Here is a 19,322-nt window from a genome sequence, read left to right as displayed (position 1 = left end):
AAGAACTTTCACTACGTCGTCAACAGGTTTTTCTAACTTTCCCAACCCGCCCACTCCGCTAAAAGCCTTGCCACTGCTGGCTCTCCCGCCTCCCGCGCTCCGTTGTCCGAAGCACGAAAGAGCGAGATTCTAGCGAGCCGGCCAGCGCCTTGCAAGCGTTATTTTGACAAGCATATTAACGATGCTTGAAAACCGGTTTGCGCTTCTCCACGAACGCAGCCATGCCTTCCTTCTGATCTTCAGTAGCAAAGAGCGAATGGAACAGGCGGCGCTCGAAATGCACGCCTTCCGCAAGCGTTGTTTCGTAGGCGCGGTTGACAGATTCCTTCACCATCATCACGGCTGGCAACGGGAATTCAGCGATCGTGGCAGCCGCTGCTATCGCCTCGTCGAGCAGAGCAGCAGCCGGAATAACACGCGATACCAAACCAGCGCGCTCGGCTTCGGCGGCATCCATGAAACGCGCGGTCAGGCAGAGGTCCATTGCCTTCGCCTTGGAGACGGCCCGCGGCAGACGTTGTGTACCCCCGGCACCCGGCATGATGCCCAGTTTGATTTCCGGCTGACCGAACTTTGCCGTGTCGGCGGCAAAAATGATGTCGCACATCATCGCCAATTCGCAGCCACCGCCGAGCGCGAAGCCGGCCACCGCCGCAATAATCGGCTTGCGGATGGAGCGAACCGTTTCCCAGTTGCGCGTGATGTAGTCACCCTTGTAGACATCCATATAGGTATAGGTGGACATCATGCCGATGTCGGCACCGGCCGCGAACGCCTTTTCGCTGCCCGTCACCACGATCGCACCGATCGCGTCGTCAGCATCGAACTCGCGCAGCGCGGCGCCCAATTCGTCCATCAACGCATCGTTAAGTGCGTTCAACGCCTTCGGGCGATTCAATGTGACCAACCCGACCCGACCCCGCGTCTCAACCAGAATGTTCTCGTAAGCCATGCCGCCTCCTTAAGGTAGAAAAATCGCGCGCGAAAACACTTCGCGCGGCCATCTTAATAATGCTAACATTCCCCAACCAACCGGTCGGTCAATTATTCGACAGGCTTTCCCCAACGTATAAGCCAAGCCCCTCTGCCATGACACATCCGCTATTCACCAAGCACGAAGACACGCTGCAAAAGGCACTCACCGCGATTGAAACGCGCGGCTACTGGAGCCCGTTCGTCGAAATGCCCAGTCCGAAAGTGTACGGGGAAACAGCTAACGCAGACGGCGAAGCCGCATTCAAAGCGCATCTCAACGCGACGTTCCAGCTAGACCAACCGTCGACGGGCGAAACTGTCGGGGCCGAAGTCTCGCCGTTTGGATTCCCGCTCGGTGTGCGCTACCCGAAGGCCGACCCCGTCACCCTGATCGCGGCGGCTGCCGCTGCCCAGCGCGACTGGCGCGCCGCCGGCCCGCAAGCATGGATCGGCGTGTGCCTCGAAATTCTTGCGCGCGTGAATCGCGCCAGCTTTGAGATTGGCTACAGCGTGATGCACACGACCGGTCAGGCATTCATGATGGCCTTCCAGGCCGGTGGTCCACACGCCCAGGATCGTGCGCTCGAAGCCGTCGCGTACGCATGGGACCAATTGCGCCGCATTCCCGGCGACGCCCACTGGGAAAAGCCGCAAGGCAAGAATCCGCCGCTCGCCATGCACAAGCGCTACACCGTCGTGCCGCGTGGCACCGGCCTCGTACTCGGCTGCTGCACATTTCCGACGTGGAACGGCTATCCCGGACTCTTCGCGGATCTGGCCACGGGCAACACGGTCATCGTCAAGCCGCACCCGGGCGCAATCCTGCCGCTCGCTATCACGGTACGAATTGCGCGTGACGTGCTGCGCGAAGCGGGCTTCGATCCGAATGTCGTCACCTTGCTGGCCACCGAACCGAACGACGGGGCGCTTGTCCAGGAGCTGGCCGTGCGCCCGGAAATCAAGCTGATCGACTTCACGGGCAGTACGCAAAACGGCACGTGGCTCGAGCGCAATGCGCACCAGGCGCAGGTCTACACCGAAAAAGCCGGCGTGAACCAGATCGTCATCGACTCCGTTGACGACATCAAAGCCGTTGCCCGCAACATCGCCTTCTCGCTCGCCCTGTACTCGGGCCAGATGTGCACCGCGCCGCAAAACATCTACGTGCCGCGCGGCGGCATCCGCACCGCGGAAGGCACGCTCGGCTTTGACGAAGTCGCGCAAGCCATTGCCGGCGCAGTGCAAAAGCTCGTCTCCGACCCGGCCCGCGCGGTCGAACTACTCGGCGCGATTCAGAACGAAGGCGTAGCCCAACGCGTGGGTGAAGCCGCAAAACTTGGCCGCGTTCTCGTCGAGAGCCAGACGCTCGAGCATCCCGCTTTTGCCGGCGCCCGCGTGCGCACGCCGCTCGTGGTCCAACTGGATGCCGCGACCGACCACGCGCAATTCACCAAGGAATGGTTCGGCCCGATCTCTTTCGTGATCGCGACAGACTCCACCGCGCAGTCCCTCGACCTCGCCGGTGCAATCGCCGCCGAACATGGCGCATTGACGCTCTCTGTCTACAGCACGGACGAAGCGGTGCTCGAACAGGCGCACGAAGCATCGATCCGCGGTGGCGTGGCCCTGTCGATCAATCTGACAGGCGGCGTGTTCGTCAATCAGTCGGCGGCCTTTTCGGACTTTCACGGCACGGGCGCGAACCCGGCGGCCAATGCCGCGCTGGCTGACCCAGCCTTCGTTGCGAATCGCTTCCGCGTAGTTCAGAGCCGCGTTCATGTTGAACCGAAAGCGGCGCCGGCGGTAGCTGGCTGAATGGCATAAGACAAAGCACGGCTTCGTCCTATACCGTTTGGCCGAATGGACCGGGCCGTGCGCCCCAACTAACATGAGACATCGGATTGGCATCTCTCGCCGATCCGCCCTGGCAGGAATCCACATGAACGACGCCTTCATCTGCGATGCGATTCGCACCCCAATCGGCCGCTACGGCGGCGCCCTGAAAGATGTCCGTGCCGACGACCTCGGCGCGGTGCCGATCAAGGCGCTGATCGAACGCAATCCCGGCGTCGACTGGCGCGCTCTCGACGACGTGATCTACGGCTGCGCCAACCAGGCCGGCGAAGACAATCGCAACGTCGCGCGGATGTCGGCATTGCTGGCCGGCTTGCCCACCGAGGCGCCGGGCGCCACCATCAATCGCCTGTGCGGCTCGGGTATGGACGCGGTCGGCACCGCAGCGCGCGCCATCAAGGCGGGCGAAGCACGCCTGATGATCGCCGGCGGCGTCGAAAGCATGACACGTGCGCCGTTCGTCATGGGCAAGGCTGCTAGCGCGTTCTCACGTCAGGCTGACATTTACGACACGACGATCGGCTGGCGCTTCATCAATCCGCTGATGAAACGTCAATACGGCGTCGATTCGATGCCTGAGACCGCGGAAAACGTTGCTGTCGAATTCAGCGTGAGCCGTGCGGATCAGGACGCGTTTGCCTTAGCGAGTCAGCAAAAGGCGGCTCGCGCGCAGCAGGATGGAACGCTGGCCCAGGAAATCGTCGGCGTCGAGATCGCACAGAAAAAAGGCGACCCTGTGCGCGTGCTGCTGGACGAACACCCGCGCGAAACTTCGCTCGAAAGTCTCGGCAAGCTCAAGGGTGTGGTCCGGCCGGACGGCAGCGTGACGGCCGGCAATGCGTCGGGCGTGAACGACGGCGCCTGCGCGTTGTTGCTCGCGAACCAGCAGGCAGCCGATCAATACGGCCTGCGCCGCCGCGCCCGCGTGGTGGGCATGGCGACGGCGGGGGTCGAGCCGCGCATCATGGGTATCGGTCCGGCGCCGGCAACGCAAAAGCTGCTGAAGCAACTCGGCATGACGCTCGAACAACTCGACGTGATCGAATTGAACGAAGCGTTCGCGTCGCAAGGCCTGGCGGTTCTGCGCACACTCGGTCTGCGCGACGACGACCCGCGCGTCAATCCGAACGGCGGCGCTATCGCACTCGGCCACCCGCTGGGCGCGTCGGGCGCACGTCTGATCACGACCGCGCTGTACCAACTGGAACGGATCAACGGCCGCTTTGCGCTTTGCACGATGTGCATCGGCGTAGGCCAGGGCATCGCCCTGGTCATCGAGCGGCTCTAACGCCAACGCTACAGCGCCCATCGGCCAAGAGACTTTGAGGAGACACCCAATGTCATATGAAGCGATTCGTCTCGACATCGACGCATCATGCCATGTCGCCACCATCACGCTGAATCGGCCGGACAAACTCAACAGCTTTACTCGCGCGATGCATCAGGAACTGAGCGCCGCGCTCGACCAGGTCGAAGCGTCCGGTGCCCGCGCGCTAGTGCTAACCGGCGCGGGCCGCGGCTTCTGCGCAGGCCAGGATCTGGCCGACCTCGACTTCGCACCCGGCGCCATGACCGATCTGGGTGAACTGATCGAGCAACATTTCAATCCGCTGATTCGCCGCCTCCAAGCCTTGCCGTTGCCGGTGATCGCCGCGGTAAACGGCACGGCGGCCGGCGCCGGCGCCAACCTCGCGCTAGCGTGCGACCTCGTGCTCGCGGCGCGTTCCGCCAGCTTCATTCAGGCGTTCGTGAAGATCGGCCTCGTGCCGGACTCGGGCGGCACATGGTTTCTGCCGCAGCGGGTCGGCATGGCTCGCGCCATGGGACTTGCCATTACCGGCGACAAACTCAGCGCGGAAAAAGCCGAAAGCTGGGGTTTGATCTGGCAAGCAGTCGACGACACGGAGCTTGCCGACACCGCGACGAAACTCGCGTCCCAGCTCGCGCAGCAACCCACGCGCGCCATTGCCGCAATCAAGCAGGCCATGCGCGCTGGCGTGACGCAAACACTCGACCAGCAACTCGATCTGGAACGCGATCTGCAACGCGAACTGGGTGCCTCCCACGACTACGCGGAAGGCGTGCAAGCCTTCGTGGAAAAACGCGCGCCGCGCTTCGAGGGACGGTGACATGTCGAATCAAGCCAACCATCCCAGCCAGATGACGCCCGACGAACTCGCCCGCGCTACCGCGGCCGCGATGTACGAGAACGATGCGTGCAGCCGCGCCCTCGGCCTCGAAATCGTCGAAGTGCGCCCTGGATACGCGCGCCTGCGCATGGCCGTGCGCGACGACTTTCTCAACGGCCATCAGATTTGCCACGGCGGCCTCATTTTTACGCTCGCGGATTCCACGTTCGCGTTCGCCTGCAACACGTACAACATCAACACGGTCGCAGCGGGCTGCTCGATCGAGTTCTTGCGGCCCGTGCAAGGCGGCGACGTGCTGACGGCGGAAGCCGTCGAACAGACGTTGAGCGGCCGAACCGGAATTTACGACATTCGCGTAACCAATCGCGCCGAGGAAACCGTCGCGATGTTTCGCGGCAAATCGGCACAGATTAAGGGGAACCTGATTCCTGCAGGCAACTGATATCGACAAACTCGCGACAAACTCGCGACAAACTCGCGACAAACTCGCGACAAACTCGCGGCAAACTTTCGCCGAACTCGCCGCAACTCCGCAGTGACTTGCGACAAGCCCGCAACAGATTCGTGGCCGAGTGGCGCTCTCTGGCGCCACGCCGTTAAACAGCAGCCCGCCCCGGTTTTCGCGCACAAGCGCACGTACACCAGACCCAAGCATTGAGGCAGCAAGGAGACATTCAATGACCACCGCCCTTCCGCTCGATCCGATCGAGACCGCCAGCCGCGACGAACTTGCCGCGCTTCAACTTGAACGGCTCAAATGGTCGCTGAACCATGCCTATGAAAACTCACCCGTTTATCGACGCAAGTTCGATGAAGCCGGTGTTCACCCGAGCGAAGTGAAAAGTCTCGCCGACCTGGCGCGTTTTCCCTTCACCACCAAAAAGGATCTGCGCGACAGCTATCCGTTCGGAATGTTCGCCGTGCCGCAGGATCAGATTTCGCGGATTCACGCATCGTCCGGGACCACGGGCAAGCCGACCGTGGTGGGTTACACCGCGCGCGACATCGACACGTGGGCGAATCTCGTCGCGCGTTCGGTCCGCGCCGCCGGCGCGAGGCGCGGTGACAAAGTGCACGTGAGCTACGGCTACGGACTGTTCACGGGCGGTCTCGGCGCGCACTACGGTGCCGAGCGCGCCGGGCTCACCGTGATCCCGTTCGGCGGCGGCCAGACTGAAAAGCAGGTCCAATTGATCCAGGACTTCCGGCCCGACATCATCATGGTGACGCCGAGCTACATGCTCTCGATTGCGGACGAACTCGAGCGTCAAGGCGTGGACCCGGCCAATTGTTCGTTGCGCCTCGGCATTTTCGGCGCTGAGCCGTGGACCAACGACATGCGTCAGGCGATCGAAACGCGCATGGGCATCGACGCTGTCGACATCTATGGCCTGTCCGAAGTCATGGGACCCGGCGTCGCGTCCGAGTGCGTGGAAACGAAAGACGGCCCGACCATCTGGGAAGACCATTTCTATCCCGAGATCATCGATCCCGAAACCGGCGAGGTGCTGCCGGACGGTGAACTGGGTGAACTGGTGTTTACGTCGCTGACCAAAGAAGCGCTGCCGATTATTCGGTACCGGACCCGCGACCTGACACGCCTCCTGCCAGGCAGCGCCCGCACCATGCGCCGGATGGAGAAAATCACCGGCCGCTCGGACGACATGATGATCGTGCGCGGCGTGAATGTGTTCCCGACGCAGATCGAAGAACTGCTGCTCAAGCAGCATGCGCTCGCACCGCACTATCAGATCGTGCTGACCAAGGAAGGCCCGCTCGACGTGTTGACGTTGAACGTCGAACCTTGCCCGGAATCGGCACCGGACACGGCCGCGCTGAACACGGCCAAGCAGGCGTTGGCCTATGACATCAAGGCGCTGATCGGCGTGAGCGCGGTGGTGAACGTGCTCGGTGTGAACGGGATTGAGCGTTCAGTGGGCAAAGCCCGGCGTGTGGTGGACAAGCGCCAGTCGGGGCTTTAACAAACGGGAAACACCAAACGGGAAATAGCAGACGGGAAGTAGCGCGCGACGCGGCGTATCCACGCCGAGCCATGCGCTACTCGCACCGCAGGTCAGGAATTCGGCAGCAACAACCACATCCGACCGCCCTGCTTCATCTTGCCGGCCAGGTCGCCGGCGTCGTCGCCGAGGCCCCAGAAGTAATCGGCGCGCACGCCGCCCTTGATCGCGGAACCCGTGTCCTGCGCGAAGACGAGGCGATTCATCGGCGAGTTTGTCAACGGACGCGTGGTCTGCAAAAACACCGGCGTACCGAGTGGAATCGCCGTCGGATCGACCGCGATCGACCGCTCAGGCGTCAGCGGCACACCCAATGCGCCAATCGGACCGTCCGCGCCGCCGCTCGGCACGTTTTCCCCGGACGGCATCTCACGGAAAAACACAAAGCGCGGATTCGTATCGAGCAGTGCATCGACGCGGGCGGGATTCGCTCGCGCCCACGCCTTGATGCCCTGCATGGTTGCCTGTGCGGGCGTGAGTTCGCCGCGATCCAGCAGCCAGCGTCCAATCGACTTGTACGGCTGATTATTGGTGCCGCCAAAGCCTAGACGCATGACGCTGCCGTCTTCCATCACGATGCGCCCGGAGCCCTGCACCTGCAGGAAGAACGCTTCGATCGGATCGTCGACCCACACGATTTCATTGCCGTTGAGCACCCCCGCGCGTTCGAGTTGCGCGCGCGCCGGCAGCGGTGCGCCCGCGCGATAGCCGGATGGCCAGCGATACAGTGCGGTCTGATACACGCCGTGTCGCGTGCGCGAACCACGCAGCAAGGGCTCGTAGTAACCGGTGACCAGACCGTCGACTGTGCCGTCGGTATTCGCTAACTGGAAGGGCGTGAAATAGGCTTCAAAAAAAGCCCGCGCACTGGTGACATCGAGGTCGTCGAGTTGCGAGGCCGCGGCACATGCGCGCGCCCAGTTCGGCTGACGTGCCAGCCTCGCGCAGTTTTGCCGCAATGCAGCGGTTGCGCCGATCAACGAGTCGTCCTGCCAACCCGGAACCTGCTGCCAGGCAACGGCCGTCAGCCGCGTCGCGGCAATCTGACCGGGTATGATCGCGGCACCCGTGGGTGGCGAAACGGAAGGCCGGACCGCGCCGCTGCCACCGCAGGACGCCAGCAATACCGCAACCGAAAGCGCGCCGAGCCACCCTGCGGCCGTGCGGGCAAAACGCATACAATGTTCGTTCTTGATGGAAACCGCCATGTCTGATCTGTTCGACGAATACCCGATGCTTATCTTCGCGCTGGAATCGCTCCTTGCGCTCTTCCTGCTCGTCTTTATCGTTGTATGGACGTCGTCCGGCAAGAAGAAAGCAACTCGCGCCAACGCGAGTGAACAGCAAAAGCAACAAAAACAGCAAAACCCGCAGTAAAGCCGCAAGTTAAGCTTTCTAAAGACCGCGGGCCGCGCCTCCGGTTCAATGCAATGTGCGCGGCATGCGCAGGATGAACTCCGGCACCGGCGCATCGAAACGCTCGCCGTCCTCGGCCACGCAGAAGTACTCTCCGCGCATGGTGCCGACCGGCGTGGCGATCACCGCCCAACTCGTGTACTCGAAATGCTCGCCCGGTTTGAGCAACGGCTGATGGCCGACCACGCCGAGGCCCTTCACTTCCTGCACATTCTTGTCGCTGTCCGTTATCACCCAATGACGCGCGATCAGCTGCGCGGGCACCTGGCCCGTGTTACGGATAGTCAGCGTGTACGCGAATGCGTACTGGCGGCGCTCCGGGTCCGACTCTTCGGGCAGATATTGCACCTGCGACGAGACGCTGAATTCGTACTGGCTCATCCTGATTCCGGTCTGCTGAAACGGGGTGTGAAAAATCGCGGGAAAGCCCGAACGCCAATGGTTTGCGGGCGCATTGGCGAAGCGGCGCTGATGGTGTTGGCATTCTGCTTGATGCGCGACACGCCCGCAACCGGACAAATCCCTTTGGCCAAGGGCTACTAAGGCGTTTTGTCACAGTAACGGCTCGAATCGAGGCCGGACATGGAGCCGGACTCAAAGCGTCGGCGAACCGGAGCGCCCGCGCACAAAACGGTAAAATGGCGCTTTCCCGCTTGCATCCTCCCCCAGCCATGACGCAATTCCGCATCGCCCCCAGCATTCTGTCCGCCGATTTCGCCCGCCTCGGCGAAGAAGTCCGCAATGTCGTCGCCGCCGGCGCCGACTGGATTCACTTCGACGTGATGGACAACCATTACGTGCCGAACCTGACCATCGGCCCGCTCGTCTGCGAAGCGATCCGCCCGCATGTCGACGTGCCGATCGACGTGCATCTGATGGTGCGTCCGGTCGACCGGATCGTGCCGGACTTCGCCAAGGCCGGCGCGAACCTGATCAGCTTTCACCCGGAAGGCTCGGACCACATCGACCGCACGCTGTCGCTGATCCGTGACCACGGTTGCAAGGCCGGGCTGGTGTTCAATCCGGCCACCTCGCTGAATTATCTCGATCACGTGATGGACAAGGTCGATCTCGTGCTGATCATGTCGGTGAATCCGGGCTTCGGCGGCCAGTCCTTCATTCCGGAAGCGCTCAACAAGCTGCGCGAGGCACGCCAGCGCATCAACGCCTACACGGAGCGCACCGGCCGCGAGATTCATCTGGAAGTGGACGGCGGCGTGAAGGTCGACAACATCGCCGAAATCGCGGCGGCCGGCGCGGATACCTTCGTGGCCGGCTCGGCGATTTTCGGCCAGCCGAACCACAAGGTCGTGATCGAAAAGATGCGCGCGGCACTCGCCAACATCCAGCACTGAGAATCAACGCAAAACCGGCCCGCACATGACCACTCCGTTCCCTGCCCCAGCTTTCACGGGCCCGCGCCTGCAAGCCGCGATCATCGACCTCGACGGCACGATGATCGATACCGCCGACGACTTCACCGCCGGCCTGAACGGCATGCTCGCGCAGCTCGACGCCGAGGAGACTTCGCGCGAGGAAGTGGTCGGTTATGTCGGCAAGGGTTCGGAGCATCTGATCCGCAGCGTGCTGGCGCCGCGCTTCGAAACGGAGCATGCGCAAGAGCGCTTCGACGAGGCGCTCGCGATCTATCAGGAGGAGTACGCGAAGATCAATGGCACGCACACGCGTCTCTATCCCAACGTCGAAGCCGGCCTCATCGCCATGCGCGAGGCCGGTCTCAAACTCGCCTGCGTGACGAACAAGCCGCATCGGTTCGCGGTGGAGTTGCTGCAGCAGTACGGGCTCGAACAATATTTCAGCGTCGTGATCGGCGGTGACAGTCTGGCAAAAAAGAAGCCGGATCCGCTGCCCATGCTCACCGCCGCAGCGCAACTGGGCATCGAGCCGCAAGCCACGGTGGCCATCGGTGATTCGGAGAACGATGCGCTGGCAGGCCGCGCAGCGGGCATGGCCACGCTAACGGTGCCCTACGGTTACAACCACGGCCAAGCTATACAAACAATAAAATCCGATGGTATAGTTGACTCGCTGCTCGACGCCGCCAAGGCGATCGCAGCGCACCAATCCACGACTTGAAAAGTCCTTCATCCTCATGTTTCTGAATAAAAAACGGAGTCTGATTAGCATCGACCGGGGAGCCTGGCCCTGGCGTCGCTGGTCGCGCTAACCTCGCCTGAGGTACGCTGAAGCTCGTCTTCGGCAACCGTTTTTTACTTCGCTGCGCTCACGCGTTTTTTCCATCACTTTGTTTCGCTGCATCGGTTGATTCGGCCTGCGTGTACCCGCAAAGTACGTCTGTGCGCTGAAATCCCTTGCACGCGTCGATGGGAAACTCGCGCCGGTCGGTATCATCGTGTCGAAACGTCGAACGAACGCCTGACCGGGCGCGCTACGCCCCGCTTTGTCCGACGCACGCCGCCGGACCACCGTACAGGATCGGAACATGACCGAACTCGAATTCCAGTCCCTCGCCAACGAGGGTTTCAACCGCATCCCGCTGATCGCCGAAGCGCTCGCCGACCTCGAAACGCCGCTCTCGCTGTACCTGAAGCTCGCGCAGAGCGAGCGCAACGGCGCCAACTCGTTCCTGCTGGAATCGGTGGTGGGCGGCGAACGTTTCGGCCGCTACTCGTTCATCGGCCTGCCGGCGCGCACGCTGCTGCGCACCCGTAACGGCGTGTCGGAAGTGGTGCGCGACGGCAAGGTCGTCGAAACGCACGAGGGCGATCCGCTCGAATTCATCCAGCAATTCCAGGGCCGTTTCAAAGTGGCGCAGCGCCCGGGTTTGCCGCGTTTCGCGGGCGGTCTGGCAGGCTATTTTGGCTACGACGCGGTGCGCTACATCGAGAAAAAGCTCGCGCACACGGCGCCGAAAGACGATCTGAATCTGCCCGACATTCAATTGCTGCTGACCGAAGAAGTCGCAGTGATCGACAACCTCGCGGGCAAGCTCTATCTGGTGATCTACGCCGACCCGACGCAGCCCGAGGCTTACACCAAAGCCAAACAGCGTCTGCGGGAATTGCGCCAGCGCTTGCGCACCACCGTGCAGCCGCCGGTCACTTCGGCCAGCGTGCGTACCGAGACCTATCGCGAGTTCGCGAAAGACGATTATCTGGCGGCCGTGCGCAAGGCGAAGGAATACATCGCGGCCGGCGAACTGATGCAGGTGCAGGTCGGCCAGCGCCTGATCAAGCCGTACCGCGACAATCCGCTCTCGCTGTATCGCGCGCTGCGCTCGCTGAATCCGTCGCCGTATATGTATTACTACAACTTCGGCGACTTCCACGTGGTGGGTGCATCGCCGGAAATCCTGGTGCGCCAGGAAAAGCGCGGCGAGGATCGAATCGTGACGATCCGGCCGCTCGCCGGCACGCGTCCGCGCGGCAACACGCCGGAACGTGACGCGGAACTCGCGACCGAACTGCTGAACGACCCGAAGGAAATCGCCGAACACGTCATGCTGATCGACCTCGCGCGTAACGACGTGGGCCGCATCGCGCAGATCGGCTCGGTTGTCGTCACCGACAAGATGGTGATCGAAAAGTACTCGCACGTGCAGCACATCGTGAGTTCGGTCGAAGGCAAGCTGAAACCCGGCACCACCAATTTCGACGTGCTGCGCGCCACCTTCCCGGCCGGCACGCTGTCGGGCGCGCCGAAGGTCCGCGCAATGGAACTGATCGACGAACTGGAACCCGTGAAGCGCGGCCTGTATGGCGGTGCGGTCGGTTATCTGTCGTTCACCGGCGAAATGGATCTGGCCATCACGATCCGCACCGGCGTGATCGCGAACGGCAATCTGTACGTGCAGGCGGCAGCGGGTGTAGTCGCGGATTCGGTGCCGGAATCCGAATGGCAAGAGACCGAGAACAAGGCACGCGCCGTGTTGCGCGCCGCCGAACAGGTTCAAGACGGCCTCGATAGCGACTTCTGACCGGAGACACACCATGCTGCTCATGATCGACAACTACGACTCGTTCACCTACAACCTGGTGCAATACTTCGGCGAACTCGGCGAAGACGTGCGCACCTATCGGAACGACGAAATCACGCTGGACGAAATCGCGAAGCTCAACCCCGAGCGCATCTGCCTTTCGCCTGGCCCAAGCAATCCGCAACACGCCGGCATCACGCTCGACGTGCTGCGCGAATTCAGCGGCAAGACGCCGATTCTCGGCGTCTGTCTCGGCCATCAGGCGATCGGCGAGGCTTTCGGCGGGCGCGTGGTGCGCGCGCAAACCATCATGCACGGCAAGGTCAGCACGATCGAAACCGACTGCAAAGGCGTGTTCGCCGACCTGCCGAAACACTTCGTCGTGACCCGCTATCACTCGCTCGCGATCGAACGCGAATCGCTGCCCGATTGCCTCGAAGTGTCGGCATGGACTGAAGACGGCGAGATCATGGGCGTGCGTCACAAGGAACTGGCCGTGGAAGGCGTGCAGTTCCACCCGGAATCGATTCTGTCCGAACACGGCCATGCGCTGCTCGAAAATTTCGTGAAGCAGTCGAAGCTCGCCGGCGCGCAAACGGCCAATCGCAACGCTTGATGAAGAGAGACGACATCATGACGATTACGCCCCAGGAAGCGCTGCAACGGACCATCGAGCACCGCGAAATTTTCCACGACGAAATGCTGCATTTAATGCGGCTCATCATGCGCGGCGAACTCTCACCCGTGATGGCGGCGGCGATCATCACCGGCTTGCGCGTCAAAAAAGAGACCATCGGCGAAATCACCGCCGCCGCCACGGTGATGCGTGAATTCGCCCGGCACGTCGACGTGCCGGACAACTCGAACTTCGTCGATATCGTCGGCACCGGCGGCGACGGCTCGCAGACCTTCAACATCTCCACGGCAACCATGTTCGTGTCGGCCGCGGCGGGCGCCAAGGTCGCGAAACACGGCGGCCGCGGGGTATCGAGCAAGTCAGGCAGCGCGGACGTACTCGAAGCGCTGGGCGTGAATATCGATCTGCAGCCGGAACAGGTGGCGGCTTCGATTGCGGAAACCGGCATGGGCTTCATGTTCGCGCCGAACCATCATCCGGCCATGAAGAACATCGCGCCGGTGCGCCGTGAGCTCGGCGTGCGGACCATCTTCAACATTCTCGGTCCGCTGACCAATCCGGCCGGTGCGCCCAACCAGCTGATGGGCGTATTCCACGGCGACCTCGTCGGCATTCAGGTGCGCGTGATGCAGCGCCTCGGCGCGAAGCACGTACTGGTGGTGTACGGTATGGACGGCATGGACGAAGTCTCGCTCGGCGCGGCGACGCAAGTCGGCGAGTTGCGCGACGGCCAGGTCCACGAGTACGAAATCCACCCGGAAGACTTCGGCATGCAGATGGTGTCGAACCGCACCCTGAAAGTGGCCGACGCCACCGAATCCAAAGCGATGCTGCTCGACGCGCTCGACAATAAACCGGGCGTGGCCCGCGAAATCGTCACGCTGAACGCGGGCACGGCGCTCTATTCGGCGAACGTGGCCTCGTCGATTGCAGACGGCATCCAGTTGGCGCGCGAAGCGATCGCGAGCGGCAAGGCGCGGGCGAAAGTCGACGATCTGGTCCGCTTCACCCAGCAATTCAAGCAGTAATCACGTAGCGAGACACTTATGAGCGACATCCTCGACCGTATCATCGCGGTCAAACGCGAAGAAGTCCGGGCGGCAGAACAAAGCGCGCCGCTCGAAGAGCTGCGCCTCGAAGCGTCGTCGCGCGACATTCGCGACTTCGTCGGCGCATTGCGCGCGAAACACGCGGCGGGTCTTGCCGCTGTGATCGCCGAAGTCAAGAAAGCGAGCCCGTCCAAAGGCGTGTTGCGCGAGCACTTCGTGCCGGCTGAGATCGCGCGTTCGTACGAAAAACACGGCGCGGCCTGCCTGTCCGTGCTCACCGACGTGCAGTTCTTCAAGGGCAGCGTCGCGTATCTGCAGGAAGCGCGCGCGGCCTGCAGTCTGCCGGTGCTGCGCAAAGACTTTATCGTCGATCCGTATCAGATCGTCGAAGCCCGCGCGATGGGCGCCGACGCGATCCTGCTGATCGCCGCCGCGCTGGAAACGTCGCAGATGCAGGACCTCGAAGCGCTCGCGCATTCGCTGGGTCTGGCGGTGCTGGTCGAAGTGCACGACGAGAACGAACTGATGGAATCGCTCACGCTGAAAACACCGCTCATCGGTATCAACAATCGCAACCTGCGCACCTTCGAGACGTCGATCGAGACGACGATCGGCATGCTCGAAGCGATTCCGGACGACCGCATCGTCGTGACGGAGTCGGGCATTCTGTCGCGCGTCGATGTGGAGCGCCTGCGCGCAATGGACGTGCATACGTTCCTGGTCGGCGAGGCGTTCATGCGCGCGGACGAGCCGGGTGTGGAACTTGCACGAATGTTTTTCTGAGCGCTGTGTCGACACACGACGCAGGGCACGCGGCATAGGTAGCGGAGCAGTCATGGGTATGGAACGCGAAATCAAGCTGGCGCTGCCGCCTGCGCAGGTGCAAGCGGCGACGCAGTGGTTCGTTGCGCGCACCGGGGCGCAGGGTCGTCCGATCAAGCTGGTGAATATTTACTTCGACACGCCTGAGCTGACGCTGGCAAGCTCGAAGAGCGCCCTGCGTTTGCGCCAGACGCCCGACGGCTGGCTGCAAACCTTCAAGACGGTCGGCAAGTCTGAAAACGGCATGCACAGCCGGCATGAATGGGAAATACCGGTGGCCGGTGAAAAGCTGGAGATCGACGCGCTGCTGCGTGAGTGCGACGAACCGTCCGCCGCGAGCGCTTTGCGTCAAGCCGCGCCCGAACTTATCGAACTCTTCCGCACGAATTTCACCCGTACGCTGTGGCACGTCCAGGCGGACGGTTCCGAAGTCGAAGCGGCGATCGATCAGGGCGATGTGTTCGCCGAAGTTGACGGCGAGGCACGCCGCGCACCGATCTCGGAAGTCGAACTCGAGCTGAAGTCCGGTGACGAAGCCGCGCTCCACACGCTTGCCGCGGAGCTCGGCAAGCAGATAGCCGGTCTCGCACCCGACGACATCAGCAAGGCTCAGCGCGGTTATCAATTGCGGGCGGGTTGAGCCGCGTTAAGGCCGCTATCCCTGCCGGCCGGCACAGAGCCCGACTTTCGCGAATGACTTCCTCCCGGCGGCCGCCGGCTCGTGCAACGCAACGTCAGGTGTCAGGCGGGCGCTCGCCTATCCTGCAATCTCGTCGAACAGGAGCGCCTATCCAGCGCCCACACTGACCAGATACGACACGCCGCCGCCACACCTTGAGCAACACCCCGTTTGCTGCGACACTTCCCCGCCATGACCTCTGCTTCCCGCACCCGTTCCAATCCGTCGCAGGCTTCGCTGTTTGGCGAAGCGGCCCCCGAGCCGGCCACTGACATGACGACCACTGCGCCGCAGCAATCCGGTGCCAGCGCGCCGCCGCCAACGCTCGAGGCGCAATTCGAGGCGCTGCCGCCAGCATGGCGCGCGCATCTCAAGCCGTTTATCGAAAGCGATGCATATGCGCCGCTCTGCCGTTTCGTCGACGGTGAGCGCGCCGCCGGTAAAACCGTCTACCCCGCCGACGTTTTCCGCGCACTGCGCCTGACCAGCCCAGACGACGTGAAAGTGGTGATCCTCGGCCAGGATCCGTATCACGGCGAGGACCGCGGCACGCCACAAGCGCACGGACTGGCGTTTTCGGTGGCGCCGAACGTGCGCACGCCGCCGTCGCTGCGCAACATCTTCAAGGAAATCACCGCGAGCCTCGGCCACGATACGCCGCGTCACGGCTGTCTCGACACCTGGGCGACGCAAGGCGTGCTGCTGCTGAACACGGTGCTGACCGTGGAGCGCGATTCCGCCGCCAGCCACGCAAAACGCGGCTGGGAAAAATGCACCGACACGCTGATCCATGAACTGGCGATGCGCCACGACGGCCTCGTGTTCATGCTGTGGGGCGCGCATGCGCAAGCCAAGCGCGCGCTGCTCGGCGGCAAGTCGCATTACGTGCTGGAGGCGCCGCATCCGTCGCCGCTGTCGGCGCATCGAGGTTTTCTGGGCTGCGGGCATTTTGCCAAGGCCAACGAATATCTCGCGCAGCACGGCCGCGAGCCGATCGACTGGCGCTTGCCCGACGAAGCGCAAATGCTCGCCTGAATGCGCCACCAACGGACAGGGACGAAGCAACCGCGACACATCGGCGCCACAAAACAGAAACGCCACGGATTCAGAACCCGTGGCGTTTTTCATTCCAGAACACTATTCGCCGCACATTGAAGCAGCGCGGCCTGCCTTACGCAGCGGCGATCGCTTCGCGGGCGGAAGCCAGCGCGGCGCCGGCGGCGTCCGGACCCATGTTCAGGCCTTCGGCGTAGATGAAGTTTACGTCGGTCATGCCGAGGAAGCCGAGGAAGCTCTTCAGGTACGGCGTCTGGCTATCGTTCGGCGTGCCGAGATACTTGCCGCCGCGTGCCGACACGACGTACACCTTCTTGCCCTTCACGAGACCTTCCGGACCATTCGCCGTGTACTGGAACGTGATACCGGCACGTGCGATGAAGTCGAAATACGTCTTCAGTTGCGACGAGATGCCGAAGTTGTACATCGGCGCGCCGATCACGACGATGTCGGCGGCTTGCAGTTCGGCGATCAGCGCTTCGCTGCGCGCAGCGATCGCGGCTTGCTCGGCCGTGCGTTGGTCAGCCGGCGTGAAGAACGCGCCGAGGACGGCGTCGTCCAGATGCGGCAGCGGTTCGGCTTGCAGATTGCGGACGACGACTTGCGCGCCCGGATTCGATTGTTGCAGCTTTGCGGTCAGCTCGTTGACGAGTAGCGTCGAGTTCGCGCCTTGCGAGCGGGCTGCCGAGTTGATTTGCAGGATCGTGGTCATGGTTGACTCCAGTAGGGGCGCGCTGTGTTGCGCGAGTGGAGCCATTGTGTTTTTTTACCGACCCGGGAAAAAGCCATCCGGCAGCGACGGATTGTTGCACTGGTAGGACAATCCGCCGCGCCCGGCCGTCCATTGTGGACGGCCCGGATGACGATCAGCTTTCCAGCCAGCGCTCGCGCGCCTTGCGCGCGGCGGCCCGCTTGTCGCTGACGGCGAGCTTGTAGCGCGCGACCTCAGGCCCGTCCAGCTTGACTTGCGCGACGCGCAGTTCGTCGCGGCGGAACGCGTGAACCTCGACTTTCGCGCCCGGCTGATAGCGCGCGAGCAACCCGTCAAGATTCGAGCCGGTCACGCGCAGGCCGTCCACCGCGATCAGCACGTCGCCAGCCGAGAGCCCGGCTTTTTGCGCGGCGCTGCCGTCATGAACGGCCGCGAGCGTGCAATCCGCGCCGCCGCGCACGCGTGCGCCGAGCGACGGCTTGCCGTTCTTTTCGAGTTCCGGCGCGATTGCTACGCCGAACGGCGCGAGCAGCGTCTCGAGCGGCAGATCGTGCGTGCCGTGCACGGCTTCGGCGAACAACTCACCGAGTTTCGCGCCGGTCGCTTCCGCGAAAAGCGCCTCGATCTCGCTTTCGTCGACGCCAACCGGTTTGCCGCGATAGAAGTCACGGCCGAAGCGCTGCCAGAGCAAGCGCATCACGTCGTCGAGCGATTTGCGGTTGTTGGTCTGCGCGCGAATCGTCAGATCGAACGCCAGCGCGACGAGCGAACCCTTGGTGTAATAGCTGACGATCGCGTTCGGCGCGTTCTCGTCCTGCCGGTAGTATTTGACCCACGCGTCGAACGAGCTTTCGGCGACGCTCTGTTTCAGGCGCCCACTGCCGCGCTGCACGCCACCGACCACCTTGCCGAGCAGGCCGAAGTAGTCGTCCTGCGTGATCAGGCCGCTGCGCACGAGGATCAGATCGTCGTAGTAAGAGGTGAAGCCCTCGAACAGCCACAGCAGCGACGTGTAGTTTTCGACGCTCAGGTCGTACGGCGCGAACACGGCCGGCTTGATGCGCTTCACATTCCAGGTGTGGAAGTATTCGTGACTGCACAGACCGAGATAGGTCCGGTAGCCTTCGGTGAGCGCCTCGCGCCCTTCCACCGGCAAATCGCCGCGATTGCAGATCAGCGCGGTCGAAGCGCGGTGTTCGAGGCCGCCGTACCCATCCGTAACGGCTTGGGTCATGAATACGTAGCGATCCACCGGCGCTTTCTTCGACCTGGGCTCGAACAATGCGATCTGCGCTTCGCAGATACGCTTCAGGTCGGCGGACAGACGCGCCATGTCCAGCCCGACCACGCGCCCGGCGATCACGACGTCGTGCGGCACGCCGTGCGCCTTGAACGTCGCGAGCGCGAATTCGCCCAGCGTGACGGGATGATCGATCAGCTCGTCGTAGTTCTGCGCGCGATACTCGCCGAAACCATAACGCTTCGTGCCGCGCGCCTCCGGCAGCGCGGTGGCGACACGCCAGTTGCGATACGCCGCACCTTCCGGCTTCTGGATATCGACCACGCACTGCGCCTCTTCGTGACCGAGCGGCGAGAGAAACACGCTCGTGCCGTTGAAAAAGCCGGTCGTATCGTCGAGATGCGCGGCGCGCACGGACAGATCCCACGCGTAGACCTCGTAGCGCAGCGTCAGCGCGCCTTTGACCGGCGCGGCCTGCCAGGTGTGCTTGTCGGTCTTTTCGACGCGCACCTTGCGGCCCGCGTCGTTGAACGCGCGCAGCGTCACGATGTTGCGGGCGAACTCGCGCACCATGTAGCTGCCCGGAATCCACACCGGCAGCATGAAACGCTGACCGGCCGGATCGGGATCGGCGACGGTCACGGTGACTTCGAACAGGTGGGCGGCGGGTTGCTTGGGAACGATGGTGTAGCGGATCGGCTTCATCGGCGGCGATTAGAAGAGGTGAGGCGGGGATAGTCGGGCTTGATGCGA

The 19,322-nt window shown here is 62.9% G+C and carries 19 protein-coding genes; 14 read left to right on the top strand and 5 right to left on the bottom strand.

All coding sequences use genetic code 11. The features are described 5' to 3' along the window. Positions 1-175: 175 nt before the first annotated feature. Positions 176-952 (bottom strand): enoyl-CoA hydratase, encoded by a 777-nt coding sequence (locus P0D68_RS28960; protein ID WP_408301975.1) that lies wholly within the window; start codon positions 950-952, stop codon positions 176-178. A gap of 137 nt (positions 953-1,089) precedes the next feature. Between P0D68_RS28960 and paaN the strand changes: the two genes are divergently transcribed. The 5 genes from paaN to paaK all read left to right on the top strand — a co-directional run bounded on the left by paaN (position 1,090) and on the right by paaK (position 6,961). Then, positions 1,090-2,790, top strand: coding sequence for a phenylacetic acid degradation protein PaaN (gene paaN / locus P0D68_RS28955; protein WP_408301973.1), 1,701 nt, complete (start codon positions 1,090-1,092; stop codon positions 2,788-2,790). A 124-nt stretch (positions 2,791-2,914) separates the two neighbouring features. Beyond that, complete coding sequence (pcaF, locus tag P0D68_RS28950) at positions 2,915-4,117, top strand: 3-oxoadipyl-CoA thiolase (RefSeq protein ID WP_408187533.1); 1,203 nt, start codon at positions 2,915-2,917, stop codon at positions 4,115-4,117. Between the two features lie 49 nt (positions 4,118-4,166). Next, the gene (paaG, locus tag P0D68_RS28945; RefSeq protein ID WP_408301971.1) at positions 4,167-4,958 is read left to right on the top strand and encodes a 2-(1,2-epoxy-1,2-dihydrophenyl)acetyl-CoA isomerase PaaG; all 792 of its coding nucleotides are present in this window, start codon (positions 4,167-4,169) and stop codon (positions 4,956-4,958) included. A gap of 1 nt (position 4,959) precedes the next feature. Then, complete coding sequence (paaI, locus tag P0D68_RS28940; RefSeq protein ID WP_408301969.1) at positions 4,960-5,421, top strand: hydroxyphenylacetyl-CoA thioesterase PaaI; 462 nt, start codon at positions 4,960-4,962, stop codon at positions 5,419-5,421. A gap of 235 nt (positions 5,422-5,656) precedes the next feature. Beyond that, entirely contained in the window at positions 5,657-6,961 is a 1,305-nt protein-coding gene (paaK, locus tag P0D68_RS28935) for a phenylacetate--CoA ligase PaaK (protein ID WP_091798744.1), read from the top strand. A 92-nt stretch (positions 6,962-7,053) separates the two neighbouring features. On the opposite strand, the gene mltA is transcribed toward paaK, so the two are convergent. After that, positions 7,054-8,286, bottom strand: a complete 1,233-nt coding sequence (gene mltA, locus P0D68_RS28930; protein ID WP_408301984.1) for a murein transglycosylase A — start codon at positions 8,284-8,286, stop codon at positions 7,054-7,056. On the opposite strand from mltA, the gene P0D68_RS28925 reads away from it, so the two are divergent. Continuing rightward, the gene (locus tag P0D68_RS28925) at positions 8,207-8,377 is read left to right on the top strand and encodes a hypothetical protein (RefSeq protein WP_408187530.1); all 171 of its coding nucleotides are present in this window, start codon (positions 8,207-8,209) and stop codon (positions 8,375-8,377) included. The two genes, mltA and P0D68_RS28925, sit on opposite strands and share 80 nt — an antisense overlap. A 45-nt stretch (positions 8,378-8,422) precedes the next feature. Here the strand turns inward: P0D68_RS28925 and apaG are convergent, their stop codons facing one another. After that, positions 8,423-8,797 carry a Co2+/Mg2+ efflux facilitator ApaG/CorD gene (gene apaG, locus P0D68_RS28920; protein WP_091798739.1) on the bottom strand — a complete coding sequence of 125 codons (375 nt, stop codon included), beginning with the start codon at positions 8,795-8,797 and terminating at the stop codon, positions 8,423-8,425. A gap of 290 nt (positions 8,798-9,087) precedes the next feature. Here apaG and rpe point away from each other — a divergent pair, with 290 nt between their 5' ends. The 8 genes from rpe (at position 9,088) to P0D68_RS28880 (ending at position 16,596) form a co-directional block, all read left to right on the top strand. Beyond that, entirely contained in the window at positions 9,088-9,771 is a 684-nt protein-coding gene (gene rpe, locus P0D68_RS28915; RefSeq protein ID WP_408301982.1) for a ribulose-phosphate 3-epimerase, read from the top strand. A 25-nt stretch (positions 9,772-9,796) separates the two neighbouring features. Then, positions 9,797-10,513, top strand: a complete 717-nt coding sequence (locus P0D68_RS28910) for a phosphoglycolate phosphatase (RefSeq protein WP_408301966.1) — start codon at positions 9,797-9,799, stop codon at positions 10,511-10,513. 367 nt (positions 10,514-10,880) lie between these two features. After that, complete coding sequence (gene trpE / locus P0D68_RS28905; protein WP_091798732.1) at positions 10,881-12,374, top strand: anthranilate synthase component I; 1,494 nt, start codon at positions 10,881-10,883, stop codon at positions 12,372-12,374. Positions 12,375-12,387: 13 nt separating this feature from the next. Continuing rightward, the gene (locus P0D68_RS28900; RefSeq protein ID WP_408187528.1) at positions 12,388-12,990 is read left to right on the top strand and encodes an aminodeoxychorismate/anthranilate synthase component II; all 603 of its coding nucleotides are present in this window, start codon (positions 12,388-12,390) and stop codon (positions 12,988-12,990) included. 17 nt (positions 12,991-13,007) lie between these two features. Further along, positions 13,008-14,039 (top strand): anthranilate phosphoribosyltransferase, encoded by a 1,032-nt coding sequence (trpD, locus tag P0D68_RS28895; protein ID WP_408301963.1) that lies wholly within the window; start codon positions 13,008-13,010, stop codon positions 14,037-14,039. A gap of 18 nt (positions 14,040-14,057) precedes the next feature. Next, the gene (trpC, locus tag P0D68_RS28890) at positions 14,058-14,843 is read left to right on the top strand and encodes an indole-3-glycerol phosphate synthase TrpC (RefSeq protein WP_408301961.1); all 786 of its coding nucleotides are present in this window, start codon (positions 14,058-14,060) and stop codon (positions 14,841-14,843) included. 52 nt (positions 14,844-14,895) lie between these two features. Further along, entirely contained in the window at positions 14,896-15,522 is a 627-nt protein-coding gene (locus P0D68_RS28885; protein ID WP_408301959.1) for a CYTH domain-containing protein, read from the top strand. Positions 15,523-15,753: 231 nt separating this feature from the next. Continuing rightward, a complete protein-coding gene (locus tag P0D68_RS28880; RefSeq protein ID WP_408301957.1) occupies positions 15,754-16,596 on the top strand; it encodes a uracil-DNA glycosylase in 843 nt (280 codons plus the stop codon). A gap of 136 nt (positions 16,597-16,732) precedes the next feature. On the opposite strand, the gene P0D68_RS28875 is transcribed toward P0D68_RS28880, so the two are convergent. Both P0D68_RS28875 and P0D68_RS28870 read right to left on the bottom strand, forming a co-directional pair. After that, complete coding sequence (locus P0D68_RS28875) at positions 16,733-17,329, bottom strand: FMN-dependent NADH-azoreductase (protein ID WP_091798715.1); 597 nt, start codon at positions 17,327-17,329, stop codon at positions 16,733-16,735. Between the two features lie 154 nt (positions 17,330-17,483). After that, positions 17,484-19,274, bottom strand: coding sequence for a M61 family metallopeptidase (locus P0D68_RS28870; protein ID WP_408301955.1), 1,791 nt, complete (start codon positions 19,272-19,274; stop codon positions 17,484-17,486). Between the last annotated feature and the right edge of the window lie 48 nt (positions 19,275-19,322).

The organism is Paraburkholderia sp. RL17-380-BIE-A, assembly GCF_046028085.1.
Taxonomy (GTDB): domain Bacteria; phylum Pseudomonadota; class Gammaproteobacteria; order Burkholderiales; family Burkholderiaceae; genus Paraburkholderia.
This window is presented reverse-complemented; position numbering and strand designations above follow the sequence as displayed.